13 protein-coding genes, 1 tRNA gene and 1 pseudogene are annotated in these 12,974 nt (G+C 47.8%); 10 read left to right on the top strand and 5 right to left on the bottom strand.

Annotation, left to right across the window (positions count from 1 at the left end):
- The first annotated feature begins 94 nt into the window (after nt 1-94).
- Nucleotides 95-901 (top strand): CPBP family intramembrane glutamic endopeptidase, encoded by an 807-nt coding sequence (locus FTX54_RS13435; RefSeq protein WP_147804482.1) that lies wholly within the window; start codon nt 95-97, stop codon nt 899-901.
- Nucleotides 902-1,045: 144 nt separating this feature from the next.
- A complete protein-coding gene (locus FTX54_RS13430; protein WP_147804483.1) occupies nt 1,046-2,404 on the top strand; it encodes a glucose-6-phosphate isomerase in 1,359 nt (452 codons plus the stop codon).
- A gap of 85 nt (nt 2,405-2,489) precedes the next feature.
- Here the strand turns inward: FTX54_RS13430 and uvsE are convergent, their stop codons facing one another.
- Nucleotides 2,490-3,389, bottom strand: coding sequence for a UV DNA damage repair endonuclease UvsE (gene uvsE / locus FTX54_RS13425; RefSeq protein WP_187254613.1), 900 nt, complete (start codon nt 3,387-3,389; stop codon nt 2,490-2,492).
- 322 nt (nt 3,390-3,711) lie between these two features.
- On the opposite strand from uvsE, the gene FTX54_RS13420 reads away from it, so the two are divergent.
- Nucleotides 3,712-4,437, top strand: a complete 726-nt coding sequence (locus FTX54_RS13420; RefSeq protein WP_147804485.1) for a metallophosphoesterase family protein — start codon at nt 3,712-3,714, stop codon at nt 4,435-4,437.
- 83 nt (nt 4,438-4,520) lie between these two features.
- Here FTX54_RS13420 and FTX54_RS13415 read toward each other — a convergent pair.
- The 3 genes from FTX54_RS13415 to FTX54_RS13405 all read right to left on the bottom strand — a co-directional run bounded on the left by FTX54_RS13415 (nt 4,521) and on the right by FTX54_RS13405 (nt 5,271).
- Nucleotides 4,521-4,596: transfer RNA gene (locus tag FTX54_RS13415), tRNA-Ala, on the bottom strand.
- A 161-nt stretch (nt 4,597-4,757) separates the two neighbouring features.
- On the bottom strand, nt 4,758-5,000 hold the full coding sequence (locus FTX54_RS13410; protein WP_147804486.1) for a hypothetical protein: 243 nt from the start codon (nt 4,998-5,000) through the stop codon (nt 4,758-4,760).
- Nucleotides 5,001-5,112: 112 nt separating this feature from the next.
- Nucleotides 5,113-5,271, bottom strand: a complete 159-nt coding sequence (locus FTX54_RS13405; protein WP_187254614.1) for a hypothetical protein — start codon at nt 5,269-5,271, stop codon at nt 5,113-5,115.
- A gap of 148 nt (nt 5,272-5,419) precedes the next feature.
- Between FTX54_RS13405 and FTX54_RS13400 the strand changes: the two genes are divergently transcribed.
- The 7 genes and pseudogenes from FTX54_RS13400 to FTX54_RS13370 all read left to right on the top strand — a co-directional run bounded on the left by FTX54_RS13400 (nt 5,420) and on the right by FTX54_RS13370 (nt 11,009).
- Nucleotides 5,420-6,007: a class I SAM-dependent methyltransferase gene (locus FTX54_RS13400; protein ID WP_246125658.1), complete on the top strand. Its 588-nt coding sequence runs from the start codon at nt 5,420-5,422 to the stop codon at nt 6,005-6,007.
- A gap of 436 nt (nt 6,008-6,443) precedes the next feature.
- On the top strand, nt 6,444-8,279 hold the full coding sequence (locus FTX54_RS13395; protein ID WP_187254615.1) for a UbiD family decarboxylase: 1,836 nt from the start codon (nt 6,444-6,446) through the stop codon (nt 8,277-8,279).
- A 104-nt stretch (nt 8,280-8,383) separates the two neighbouring features.
- The gene (locus FTX54_RS13390; protein ID WP_147804488.1) at nt 8,384-8,569 is read left to right on the top strand and encodes a hypothetical protein; all 186 of its coding nucleotides are present in this window, start codon (nt 8,384-8,386) and stop codon (nt 8,567-8,569) included.
- Nucleotides 8,570-8,584: 15 nt separating this feature from the next.
- Nucleotides 8,585-8,896 (top strand): annotated as a pseudogene (locus FTX54_RS13385) (peroxiredoxin family protein); the annotation flags it as partial.
- 489 nt (nt 8,897-9,385) lie between these two features.
- Entirely contained in the window at nt 9,386-9,730 is a 345-nt protein-coding gene (locus tag FTX54_RS13380) for a hypothetical protein (RefSeq protein WP_147804490.1), read from the top strand.
- Nucleotides 9,731-9,784: 54 nt separating this feature from the next.
- Nucleotides 9,785-10,381: a DJ-1/PfpI family protein gene (locus FTX54_RS13375; protein ID WP_187254616.1), complete on the top strand. Its 597-nt coding sequence runs from the start codon at nt 9,785-9,787 to the stop codon at nt 10,379-10,381.
- A gap of 4 nt (nt 10,382-10,385) precedes the next feature.
- Entirely contained in the window at nt 10,386-11,009 is a 624-nt protein-coding gene (locus FTX54_RS13370; protein ID WP_147804492.1) for a fumarylacetoacetate hydrolase family protein, read from the top strand.
- 561 nt (nt 11,010-11,570) lie between these two features.
- On the opposite strand, the gene FTX54_RS13365 is transcribed toward FTX54_RS13370, so the two are convergent.
- Complete coding sequence (locus tag FTX54_RS13365) at nt 11,571-12,929, bottom strand: sodium-dependent transporter (protein ID WP_147804493.1); 1,359 nt, start codon at nt 12,927-12,929, stop codon at nt 11,571-11,573.
- Nucleotides 12,930-12,974 lie beyond the last annotated feature (45 nt).

Genomic DNA, 12,974 nt, shown 5'->3' with positions numbered 1-12,974 from the left:
GCGTCCATCTGCAGATACTTTCAAAAAAGAGGAATAAAAACGAATAACAGCGAATATCTTCCTTATAGGCAGAGCGGGGGGGGGGGAGAGGAAATTGAAAAAGCGGATCTTTTCCTATATTATTATCGCCTTCAGCTGGACGTGGGCCTGCTGGATCGGAGCTTTCTTTCTGAGCAGACAGCAAAATCATGCGCTTGATACAGAAGTTATTGTCTTTGATCTGTTCCGGTACTTTTCTTTGGAGGAGGGAATGCTTCCGCAGCTTTTATTTGCAGCCGGTGTTTATGGTCCTCTGCTTGGATATTTATTCAATAGAGGAAGGTTCGAGCGCTGGAGTCCCGTCAAGGGCGTCGCACGATATGTCTGGATGGCCGCTTTATTTCCGGTGGTGCTGATAATACCGGTTTTGCTTCTCAGTCTTATTTTTACTGCGGGAGCCGCTCCCGGACCGGGTTTCGTCCAGGCTTCCGGACTGATCGGCCTTTATTTTATCGCGAACTTTCTTACGAGCGGGACGGAAGAGTTCGGCTGGAGAGGAGTTTTGTATCCTTATTTCCGGGAAAAAGGGGCCTCCTTCTGGGAATCTGCCTGGAAGAGCGGAGTGATATGGGCCGTGTGGCATTATCCGCTCCTGGTTATTTTATATGCAGAAGCAGGGATGTTCGTTCTCCTTCCTTCGCTCATTGGTTTCACCGCTTCCATCGTCGCTATGAATTATATTACAAATTTCATTTTCGAAAAAACCGTTTCAATACCCCTTGTTATGGTCCTGCATGCCCTGAATAACACCGGCTCTTTTGCGGTACTGCTCTTTTTTCCGGAAACACCATTTATTTTCATAAGCAGCATTACTGCGTGGGTGATTGTCGCTGTCCTAGAAAAGAAATACCGGCTCGAGTGAGATGAAATATCGGGAAAAGTCCCGGGTTTAGAAATTAATGTATTTGACACCGTTTTCATTATTAAGTTCGCTTGCATGTGGCCGTTGGATTTTATACAGTGAATAGAGAAGATTTACAAAAAAGATAACGGAGGAGACTAAATTATGTCCAATAAGATTTCGTTCGACTATTCCAAAGCCTCAGCTTTTCTTGCAGAACACGAAGTAGAATACATGCAGCCTGCTGTAACCGCAGCGCACGAGGCGCTTCACGAAGGAAAGGGAGCCGGCAGCGATTTTTTAGGATGGATGGACCTGCCCGTTAACTACGATAAAGAAGAATTTGCCCGTATTCAGAAGTCCGCGGAAAAAATCCAGTCGGACTCCGATGTGCTGCTCGTTATCGGCATCGGCGGGTCGTATCTCGGTGCGCGCGCAGCGATCGAGGCTCTGACGCATACGTTCTACAACGAACTCGACAGCAGCAAACGTAAATCGCCGCAGATTTTTTACGTCGGCAATAATATCAGCTCCACCTACGCGAAGCACCTTCTCGACGCGATAGACGGGAAAGACGTTTCCATCAACGTTATTTCCAAGTCCGGTACGACGACAGAGCCGGCCATTGCCTTCCGTATTTTCCGGGACTATGTGGAGAAGAAATACGGAGTGGAAGAAGCTCGTAAACGTATCTACGCGACGACGGATAAAGAAAAAGGCGCGTTGATACAGCTTGCAACAGAAGAAGGATTTGAATCCTTCGTTATTCCAGATGACGTAGGAGGACGCTTCTCCATTTTTACAGCCGTAGGACTTCTGCCGATCGCTGCTGCCGGACTTGATATCGAGCAGATGATGAAAGGGGCTGCGGATGCACGCGAAGATTACAAATCCCCGGATCTTGAAAATAACGAAGCGTACCAGTACGCAGCCGTACGAAACGCGCTCTACAACAAAGGCAACCTTGTCGAACTGATGGTGAACTACGAGCCGGCCCTTCACTACGTCGGTGAATGGTGGAAGCAGCTTTACGGGGAAAGTGAAGGGAAAGACGGCAAGGCGCTCTTCCCTGCAGCCGCGGACTTTTCCACGGACCTTCACTCGCTCGGGCAGTACGTCCAGGACGGACGACGGGAGCTGATCGAAACAGTGCTTCATGTCAGTAAAGCTCAGGAAGAGATCAAGATTGAGGAAGCAGACAGCGACCTCGACGGCCTGAATTATCTCGCCGGAAAAACGATGAGCTTCGTCAACGATAAAGCCTACGAAGGAACGATGCTCGCCCACCTTGACGGAGGCGTTCCGAACCTGATTATCGATATTCCGGAATTGAACGAGTATCATTTCGGCTACCTGATTTACTTCTTTGAGAAAGCATGTGCCATCAGCGGCTACCTTCTCGGCGTAAACCCATTCGACCAGCCGGGTGTCGAAGCCTACAAGAAAAATATGTTTGCTCTTCTCGGCAAGCCCGGATTTGAAGAACAGAAAGCAGAGCTCGAAAAGCGTTTGAAACAGCAGTAACGAATTTTGAACGCCCAGCTTCTATACAGCAAAAAAGCCGTACCCTCCACTGGGGCCGGCTTTTTCTGTTTCCTAAATTCTCTTATTAGCTTTTAATCTTAGGATGGATGTCCAGATGCTTCTGAATACGGAGTACGGCTTCTTCCTTCCGTTTAGCTTCAAGCATAATGTCCGCCTTTTCTTCTCCGAGTAGTTCCAGAAGGGCGTCGAAGTCATCTTCAAAGACGTAATCGTGATGGGTACGGTCTGTGGGAGACGTCTTCCCGGAGCTGATATGCACTTTCGGCCGTCTCTTATGCTTCCAGGATAAAAATGCCTGCTGCAGAAGTTCCTCGAGGGGAATGTTGTCAGGATAAGGGTTGCAGCGGTGATGGTGAATGTCGAAGCAGACGGGCACGCCTGTCTTTTCGGAAATATCTATCACATCTTTCAAGTGAAAAACTTTATCATCGTTTTCAAGTATCAGCTTCGAGGTGATTTTTTCGGAAAGCGATTGATAGGAGCTGATAAACTGCTGTTTTGCCTTTTCTTTATCACCGTAGGCTCCGCCTACGTGAATGATCATGTCGCTTCCGCCGACAAGCTCCAGGACGCGGGCATGATATTCCAGGTCGAGTACTGCTTTGCGGATGACTTCGTCTTTATTGGAATTCAGAATGGTGTACTGGCCGGGATGCATGGAGAGGCGCATCTCGTGTTCTTCAGCAAGCTCTTTTATCTGACTCGTTAGATTTAGGACTTCCTCATCGTTGAACCATTCCCAATCCATAATCTCATGGGAGGCAAAGGGCACCAGGTCACTGCTTAAACGAAAAAAAGAAATGTTATGCTCTACGTTCCACCGGAGAGCCCGGAGGACTTCCTGAAAATTATGAAGCGTCAGTTCCTTTACTTTTTCCATTCCCTGCTCTTCTACTGTTTTTAAACGGCACGTCCGAAATTTTGTCGGAACGGAGAGATTGATACACGCATAGCCTAATTTCACATTGATCATCCTTTTTAATAGAAATACGAATGTGGTTCCTCTCTCTCCTTTCCTTCATGAAAGAGAGGATAAACCCTCTTAGTGAAAATAGACGGAGTGAATTCAATTACTATCATAAAGGGAACGGGGATATCAGTATTTTCGGACAGCCTTTTATCGGGAAACAGGTAATCCCTGCTGAACATAAGACGGAATAAGCGGAAATTATTTTCGGGAGCCACGGTCTTTTTCCTAAGAAGGCTTGAACAGCTTCAAAACGGGTAAAGGAATTTACAATGCGTTTCCATACGAAAAAATCGTTCAATAGAAAGGAGGAGAGAGTATGCGTACGATAGCGATCTCGGACATTCACGGACAGTTCCGTGCCTTCAAGCAGCTTTTAAAACAGCTTGAGTTCGATCCGGATAAAGATCAGCTGATACTGCTTGGCGATTACGTCGACCGGGGAAAACAGAGTCTTGAGGTACTGGAGTTTGTATCTTTTTTGAAGGATAGGGGTGCCATCCTCCTCGGGGGCAACCATGAAAACCTGCTGCTGGACTGGCTGGATCATCCGAATGATAAAAGAATTGCTGCAAACTATTTTCAAAACGGTGGGGGAGAAACGATCCGCAGTCTGTCGGAAGAGGCTGCTGAAGATGATTATCCGACACTGCAGATGAGAATTCAGGCGACGTGTCCGGATTTGATTGCGATGATCCGCGGACTTCCTAATTTCTATGAAACGGCGGATACGATTTATGTGCATGCGGGAATTGATCCTGATAAGGCGGATTTCCGGACGACTTCAGAAGATGACTTCCGCTGGATCAGGCATTCCTTCTGGGTTTGGGATAATACGACCGGGAAGCAGATTCTTTTCGGTCATACTCCGACCGGCGTCCTCCGCCAGCAGTTCGGGGAGGAGAGTAATGACTTCTCTCCTTATACTCTGCCCGGAGGGACGAAAACAGCTATCGACGGAGGGGCGGCTTTCGGGAAACAGCTGAACGCTCTCGTCATGGAAAACGGCAGAACGTGGTATGATTTTGTTTCTGTGGAAGATTAAAGAAAGCTGCTCGTAATTAGTAAAGTGTTTCTCGGAAGAACAAAAAAACCGTGCCAGTTCAGGCACGGTTTAATAAATATGTATGGTGGAGCATAGCGGGCTCGAACCGCTGACCTCTTGGCTGCCAGCCAAGCGCTCTCCCAGCTGAGCTAATGCCCCATAGGCAGGCAATTAAGGAGAGGTTTATGTCTCTCTGAAAAATTGCTACATTATGGATTATACCGAATTGCACTGCTTCGTGCAAGAGAAAGTTTAAAAACTTTCGGCAGAAAAAAGAGCGGCAGCCTGCCGCTCTTTTCATGCTCTAAAATGAGGGATCTTTAGGATTCCAGAATTTCCTGTGCCTTTTCAAGCAGCGCCTTATCAAATTTGTCAGGGTCGTCGACTTTGTTTCCGATAAGACCTTTGGCGGTGTTAATATACTCATCGCCTCTTCTTTCAATCGTAACCGCAAACGGAGTTACTTCTTCGGAAGAACATTCGAATACAACGCTGCCTTTATCTTCCGAAACGTTGCCGCTTTTCGTTTCTTCGACCTTCATTCCATCTACATAAAAGATCATTTTGTCACGCTCCTTTGTTAAGATAGCGGAAATTCGTTCTATATAAAGCCTTTTCCTTTTCCGTCTTCCTCGAAACCTGTTATGGAAAAAGGAGGCTTAGGAAAAGAATGAATTAGAAGATGACGAAGAGAATGTACCAGGCAATACCGGCAACGATCGATGCTGCCAGTCCGGAAATAACATTTTCTTTTATTATTTTTTTATGTTTGATCGCGTCAAATATTGTCCAGCCGATAAACATCGTAATCGCAAAAATCAGTGCTCCTATCATAAAAGCAGCTCCCCGTTTTCTAGAATAAACCTTCTTTATCCTATCAAAAAATCTCGGTGAAAGACAGCTTCCCGCCATGGTTTTTCTGCTTCTTCTGCTATAATGAAACGAAGAAAGACGAGAAAAGAGGTGCCTGCTCTTGAGGAAAATGTTTGTGACACTATATGATCCTATTATGAAGCCGCTGGAACTGGTGATGCTCACGAAAGTCCGCGAAAAGCTGCTGCGGCCTGCTTACGGGAAGGTGCTGGAAATCGGCTCCGGCACGGGCCTGAACTTCCCCTATTATCCGGAAGCGGTGGTACACGTTACCGCACTGGAGCCCCAGCGGAAGCTGCGGGAAAAATCTCTGTCGAGAAGTCTCCGCTCGAAAACCGCGATTGAGGTCATTGAGGGAGAGGCGGAAAAACTCCCTTTTGCAGATAACTCGTTTGATACTGTTGTTAATACACTCGTATTTTGTACGATCCCGGATCCGGAAAAAGCACTCAGTGAAATCCTCCGCGTCGCGAAGCCCGGAGCGACAGTGCTGTTCTATGAACACGTGCGTCCGCCGCAGAAAAAGCTCGCCGTTCTTTTCGATAAAGTGACGCCGGCCTGGAAAGCGGTAGCGGACGGATGCCACTTGAACCGTGATACGGAAGCTCTCATCCGCCGTTCCGGTTTGAAAATTATAAAAAAAGAAACCGCAGTAAAAAGACTGTTCGTCCAGCTGCAGGCAGAAGTCCCTTCGTAAATGAACCCTTTAGTATGAAGGTTGTCTCCTTCAACCGGCGGGGGACATCCAGAGCAGGGGCATTTTCACCAATTGTCCGGACTTTCTTCATCGAGAATGCAGCCGGCCAATGAAAGATGAACCGTCAATTTTCTTCTTGATAAGAAATCAATTTCATAAGTACATTCTCAGGCAATTGTACGAATGTTTATAACATATTCTATTATAATATTCGCGTTTTAAAATGACTGCAGTGGAAGACGGCGACTCCCGGAGGATTGAAGCACCACTTGAAGATCCAATTTTGCGAAGGTTTTTTCGCGAAATTCAGCTGAAGAAAAGCCCTCGGGAAAGCGTCCGTCTTCAGCGGAGTTCATCTGCCTTACTCGTTTTTTACAGGACTAAATTCTATTATGAAATTCATTCATAAGCAGCTGAAATCAGAAAGGATGATCGCATGATTTACCGCAGTATGGAAGAAGCCGTAAATGACCTTGAAAAACACGGCCATCTGGTGCGTATAAAAGAAGAAGTCGATCCGGATAAAGAAATGGCTGCGCTGCATCTGCGCGTTCATGAAGCAGGCGGACCGGCTCTTTATTTTGAAAACGTTAAAGGGTCTGCCTTTCCGGCTGTATCGAACTTGTTTGGAACGGTGGAAAGAAGTAAATTTTTATTCCGTACGACGCTTGAAAGCGTGCAGAAAGTAATGGAGGTCCGCAATGATCCAGCATCGGCAGTGAAAAAGCCGTGGCGTCATATCAGCTCCGGATTTGCTGCCACCAATGCTCTTCCTTTGAAGCGCAAGGCACTTGAACCCGCAGGCGGCCGGAAGATCCGCATTTCCGACCTGCCGCTCATTAAGCACTGGCCGGACGATGGAGGAGCTTTCGTGACGCTGCCCCAGGTTTATTCGGAAGATCCGGAGAAACCGGGTATTATGAATGCCAACCTTGGGATGTACCGGGTGCAGCTGAGCGGAAATGAGTACATACTCGACGAGGAAATCGGGCTTCACTACCAGATTCACCGCGGCATAGGAGTGCACCAGTCCAAAGCTGTCAAAAAAGGAGAGCCGCTCAAAGTAAGTATTTTCGTTGGAGGCCCACCGGCACACACTTTATCTGCCGTCATGCCTCTTCCGGAAGGGCTGAGTGAGATGACGTTCGCCGGTCTGCTTGCCGGCAGGCGGTTTCGCTACAGCTATGACGAAGAGGGATTTGCGATCAGCAACGATGCTGATTTCGTTATTACCGGAGAAATATATCCGGAGGAAACGAAACCGGAAGGCCCATTCGGGGATCACCTCGGCTACTACAGCCTGGCGCACGAATTTCCGCTTATGCGGGTGAAAAACGTCTATGCAAGAGAAAATGCCGTCTGGCCGTTTACCGTTGTCGGCCGACCGCCGCAGGAAGATACCGCTTTTGGGGAGATGATCCATGAACTGACCGGAGACGCCGTCAAACAGGAGATTCCCGGAGTGAAGGAAGTGCACGCTGTGGACGCCGCCGGAGTACACCCGCTTCTGTTTGCGATCGGAAGTGAACGATATACCCCGTATGACCAGCCGAAGAGACCGGCAGAGCTGCTCACGATTGCGAACCGCATTCTCGGTACAGGTCAGTTGAGCCTGGCGAAATACTTGTTTATTACGGCCGGTGAGGATACGCTGACGACTCATGACGAAGAAGCTTTTCTGCAGTACATTCTCGAGCGGATCGACCTGCAGCGCGACCTGCACTTTCAGACGAACACGACGATCGACACGCTGGACTACTCGGGAACAGGGCTCAACTCGGGAAGTAAAGTAGTTATCGCGGCCTACGGTGATAAAAAAAGAACACTTGCCCGGGAGATACCTGCTTCCCTGGAAAGTGCACCGGGGGTCGCTAAAGTGCGGCTGATCATGCCTGGTGCTGCCGCAGTGGAAACGAAGGAATATGAAACAGTGGAAAAAACGGCTGAAGAAATGAAGATTCTGACCGCCGGCCTGGAATCGGGGGGCGGACTGGAAGGACTGCCGCTTCTTATCGTATGCGATGACGCCGACTTTTTAAGTGCGAGCACGTCAAACTTTCTTTGGGCGTCGTTCACGAGAAGCAATCCGTCCCACGATATGTACGGGGTAAAAGAGCGTTTTGCCAATAAGCACTGGGGATGCGGGCAGATGGTAATAGATGCCCGCAAAAAACCTCATCACGCGCCTCCTCTCGTAAAAGACGAGCAAGTGGAAAAACGAATTGACCGCTTTTTTGAAACAGGAGGAAGTCTGGAACAACTTAAGCTGTAAAGGGATCATACGGGATATGTGACGTTATCATGACGTTTGAAAGACAAATCTTTTTCCCAGCAATGTTTTCTGGTAAGCTCATATAAGAAGAAAGGAGAATGCATATGAAACGACTGATTATGTTTGCGTTACTGGCAGTTGCTGCCGCTGGATGCTCCAGCGAAGCAGACACCTCTTCCTACGACGCTTCCGAATACACGACTTCGCTGCCGAGCAATACCGGCGAAGAAGTGGAAATTTTCACCGAAGAACGTGCGGATCTCTATTTTTACTTCACCGGCGTCACCTGAAGTGTCTGCGCCTCTCAGCTAGTTGAGCTGAATGAAGTAATTGGAGATATTGAAGACTTAGGATACAATGTTTACGGAATCAGTCCGAGCGACCCGCAGAGCCATCAGCAGCTGATCGATCAGCACGGCCTGGAAATGGAACTGCTTACAGATACAGAAGTGGACGTCGGCCTGACTCATGAATTTATTGATGAAGAGGAAGAAAGTATTTACCGCGGCTACATGGCTGTAAACCCGGAAAGCGGCGAGATGACGAAAGAAGTTGATTACCTCGCGGGAGATAACCGGGATGAAGTCATGGACGTTCTGGAAGAAATGAATCCATAGACGAATAAGGTAAGGACTGGTGCCTTCACGACAAAGATTATTGTCGTGAAGGCATTTTTTTCTGCCAAACATGAAGGACTATTGTGCCGTGTTAGAGCCAAAATCCACAAGAAGGAAAAACAAACGTTCATCAGCTGTAACCTTCTTTTATTTGTTTGGCTGCCTTGAAAATAAAGTAGAGAAGCGATGAAAGTACGCTTTCGTTTCCATGGGGGACGCTTTCCGGGCGGGCCGGCCTCAGCTAATCCCTTCCTCCCTGCGCTCGGCAGGGGTGGTGCTCGTCCTTCATCGCCCCGGAGTCGCCCCATGTCCACTACAGAACCGGGCTTAAACGATAGAAGTTTTAAGGGTGAAATTAGCTTTTTACCAAATATAGTTTGTTTTCCCGAAACTTGCGTAAGTGCCAAATACTTTAACACAGCTATTTGTTTAACAGATCTCTGGGAAGGGAAAACATTTACATAAATCCTATGAAAAGGAGCGATGCAGATGAGTAAAAGAATCGAAGTGTTTTATAATTCTGAAAACGGAGCCCAGGATGCGGCAACGAGCATTCAAAAATATAAAGTAACAGAGGTCAGGGTAGAAAAAATTCCCGAAAATGAAGAGAGGGACACAGTGCTTATACCGGCAGGAAATATAGGAGCAGCACAGTCCGGACATCCGGGTATGTTTGCTTCTTTAAAAGAACTGAAGGATACGTTAACAAAGGATGGAAAAGCCTCTCCGGATTATATACTCCAGTTTTTCGTCGAGGAAGAAGACAAGAAGCCGGTGCTGGAAGAAATTAAGAAGACAGATGGCTATATTGACAAAGAAACAGGAAACGAATAAAACAAAGAAGCCGCTCTTTTTGAGAGCGGACTTCTTTATCCAGGAGGAATAAAGTTGAGCAGGAAAAAAGTGGGAATCTATCTTTTTGATGATGTTGAAGTTCTTGATTTTGCCGGTCCGTATGAAGTGTTTTCTACAACGCAGCTGGAAGACGGGACGAAGCCGTTTGAAGTAATTACCCTTTCTCAGAACGGGGGATTAATTTCTGCCGCGAACGGGCTCCGCGTGGAAACAGAGAAAACGATCCAGGCAGCACCGCAGCTGGATCTGCTGATTATACCGGGAGGAAGAGGGGCGACGGAAAACGAATTACATAAGCAGGATGTAATCTCCTACATTAAACAGCAGCATAAAGAAACGGAGATACTTGCCTCTGTCTGCACCGGTGCTTTTTTACTCGCTGAAGCCGGTCTTCTGGAAGGGAAAAAGGCGACGACGCATAAGGGCAGTCTCGATAAACTGAAGGAAGCCTATCCTCAGGTGAATGTCCAAAGAAATGTGAAGTTCGTGGACGAAGGGGAAGTGCTCACGGCAGCTGGAATTTCAGCAGGTATTGAACTTTCCCTTCATATTGTTGCACGGCTTTACGGCGAAGAAACGATGATAAAAACAGCGGATTATATGGAGTATGATCTACAGAAGAGGAGCTGATAAAATGGACGTTAAAAATATTTACTGCGTAGGACGCAACTATCAAAAACATGCTGCAGAACTGGGAGATAAAGTGCCGGATGAACCGATGCTTTTTTCAAAGCCGACTCATGCACTCGCCCATGGGGCTCAAAGGACTCTCCATTTTCCGGGGAATAGAGGATCTGTGCATTATGAAGCAGAACTTGTCGTCCGTTTCAAAGCGGAATGGTTTGAAGGGGCCGACCTGAACGATTTGATTGACGGGGTAGCATGCGGTATCGATTTCACGCTCCGTGAAGAACAGGAAAAGCTGAAAGGACTCCGCTACCCATGGCTGACAGCAAAAGGTTTTCCCCAGTCTGCAGCGGTGGGACCGTTTTATTCCTTTGAACCTGGAAAATGGGAGGACACCGAATTTACCCTCCATCAGAACGGGGAGCTGAAACAGCAGGGCAGTCCAAAAGATATGATGTTTTCACTTAAAGAACTGGCTGCCTATGCCGGGAGAAATTTAGGACTTGGCAGAGGGGATCTTCTATTTACCGGGACTCCGGAAGGCGTTGGGCCGGTATCCGACGGCGATGAACTGAAGCTCGCTTATAACGGCCGGGAAGCCGGCACGTTCACCGTCCACCTGTTTGAATAAACCGCTGAGTCCACGAAAATATGCAGTGCGGCTGCTTCCGCCTGCTGATGGAGGCTTTCCGATGGGGACGGACTCAGCTAATTTCTTCCACCCTCGGGTCGTAAGAAATGGATCTTCGTCTCGTCCTTAACCCTCTCGGAGTCGCCATCTCTGGCTTCTGCAGCCGACTTTCATTCAGTAGAAGACTTAGTCAGCAGCTCTTTTAAGAGAAACTGCAGTCAGTTTCTCTTTATTGAAATACTTCTAAATAAACCTGTGACCTTTATTCTTCTTTTTGGAGCGAACGGCGGGGACACCGGAGGGATTGAGTGAAGTCGGAAGATCCCTTTTGAAGAAGTAGAACTTCTACAAAAATAGCTGAAGACAAGCCCCTCGGAAAGCCTCCGTCAGAGAGCGCAGGAAAGAAGAAGACGAATGTTGATAATAAGAAGCACGTAAAAATCAGATTCATAAATTAAGAAGTTTTTTACAAACGAAGGCTGCCTCTAAATTAAAAGAGACAGCCTCGGTTTTGGAAAATATTTGTTTATCAAAAGATGCTCCTTTTGCGGGTGACCGTTATTACAGAGTAATAATACCTGTAGAGTAAAGGAACACGGCCAGAATAGCGAGGGGAGCAAAAATACGCAGAATCCACAGCCAGATATTTCCGATAACCGTATCACCGAAGTTGGAAGCTTCCAGGGCATCGGCTTTTTTCCATCCCCAGCCGATAAAGAGGGCGATAAACAGTCCGCCTACCGGCAGGAAAATGTAGGAGGCGAGGAAGTCCATGGAATCAAAGATGTCCCTCTCTCCGAAAATTGAAACGTTCGACCAGACACCGAGACCGAGGGAGGACGGAATACCGAGTAAGAAAATGATTGAACCGATAAAGATTGCCGTCTTCTGACGCGTCCAGCCCATTCTTCTCATAAAGTAAGCAACAGCGACTTCCAGAAGTGATACTCCGGATGACACGGCTGCTGCAGACAAAAGAAAGAAAAAGATCAGTCCGTAAGCAACTCCGAATCCCATGCTGTCAAAAATATCCGGAAGCGTAATAAATACAAGGCCCGGTCCAGAATCAGGCGCAATCCCGAATGTGAAAACAGCGGGAAATATCATAAGACCGGCAACAATCGCAAACAGCGAATCCATTGAGGCTACGCCAACAGCTGCCCCGGGAAGCTTTTCCTCTTTGGAAAGGTAGCTTCCGTACGTGATCAGAGCCCCCATACCGAGGCTGAGCGAGAAGAAAGCCTGACTCAGTGCGGCAAGGTAGACAGATGGATCTGTGAGAGCACTCCAATCCGGGGCGAAGAGGAAGTTAAATGCTTCTCCGGCTCCGGAAAGCGTCATGCTGTAACCTGCCAGGATCAGAACGAGCACCGCAAGCAGCGGCATGAGAATTTTGTTTGACTTCTCAATTCCTTTTTTGACTCCGGCATACACGATCCCGACAGTAATGGCCATAAAAAGAAACTGCCATAATAACGGGAAAAACGGACTAGTATGGAAGTTAATAAAGAAATCTGCCGATCCGCCTTCCCCGCTTACTGGAGGACCACCCATTACGTACTGTAAAAAGTAATAGATCGACCATCCGGCAACAACGCCGTAGAACGATAGAATAATAAAACCGGATGCAACGCCGAGAAAACCGGCGAGAATCCACGGTTTGCCGGGGGCTAGTGATTGAAACGAACCAACTACGTCCGACTGGGCCCGGCGCCCGATCGTAAATTCTGCCATAAGGATTGGCAGGCCGATGGCAATAATACATAATAAATAAATGAATAAAAACGCTGCGCCTCCACTTTCACCGGCGACGTAGGAAAAGCGCCAGATGTTACCAAGACCGACAGCGGATCCGAGGGCCGCGAGCATAAAGCCGAGGCGCGATCCCCACTGTTCTCTTGGCTGGTGCGGGGTAGTCATAGCTTGTCCTTCCTCCTTTAAAACGTTGAAGTGCAAAAATTGTGA

Origin of the sequence: Alkalicoccus halolimnae (assembly GCF_008014775.2) — a bacterium.
Classification (GTDB): Bacteria; Bacillota; Bacilli; order Bacillales; family Salisediminibacteriaceae; genus Alkalicoccus; species Alkalicoccus halolimnae.
The sequence above is the reverse complement of the archived record's forward strand: the minus strand, read 5'-3'. Positions and strand labels throughout refer to the sequence as shown.

Excerpts from the sequence above, each read along its gene's own strand:
- FTX54_RS13430 (WP_147804483.1), top strand. The coding sequence starts at position 1,046 with ATGTCCAATAAGATTTCGTTCGACTATTCCAAAGCCTCAGCTTTTCTT.
- FTX54_RS13420 (WP_147804485.1), top strand. The coding sequence starts at position 3,712 with ATGCGTACGATAGCGATCTCGGACATTCACGGACAGTTCCGTGCCTTC.
- FTX54_RS13410 (WP_147804486.1), bottom strand. The coding sequence starts at position 5,000 with ATGATCTTTTATGTAGATGGAATGAAGGTCGAAGAAACGAAAAGCGGC.
- FTX54_RS13405 (WP_187254614.1), bottom strand. The coding sequence starts at position 5,271 with ATGATAGGAGCACTGATTTTTGCGATTACGATGTTTATCGGCTGGACA.
- FTX54_RS13400 (WP_246125658.1), top strand. The coding sequence starts at position 5,420 with ATGTTTGTGACACTATATGATCCTATTATGAAGCCGCTGGAACTGGTG.
- FTX54_RS13395 (WP_187254615.1), top strand. The coding sequence starts at position 6,444 with ATGATTTACCGCAGTATGGAAGAAGCCGTAAATGACCTTGAAAAACAC.
- FTX54_RS13390 (WP_147804488.1), top strand. The coding sequence starts at position 8,384 with ATGAAACGACTGATTATGTTTGCGTTACTGGCAGTTGCTGCCGCTGGA.
- FTX54_RS13380 (WP_147804490.1), top strand. The coding sequence starts at position 9,386 with ATGAGTAAAAGAATCGAAGTGTTTTATAATTCTGAAAACGGAGCCCAG.
- FTX54_RS13370 (WP_147804492.1), top strand. The coding sequence starts at position 10,386 with ATGGACGTTAAAAATATTTACTGCGTAGGACGCAACTATCAAAAACAT.
- FTX54_RS13365 (WP_147804493.1), bottom strand. The coding sequence starts at position 12,929 with ATGACTACCCCGCACCAGCCAAGAGAACAGTGGGGATCGCGCCTCGGC.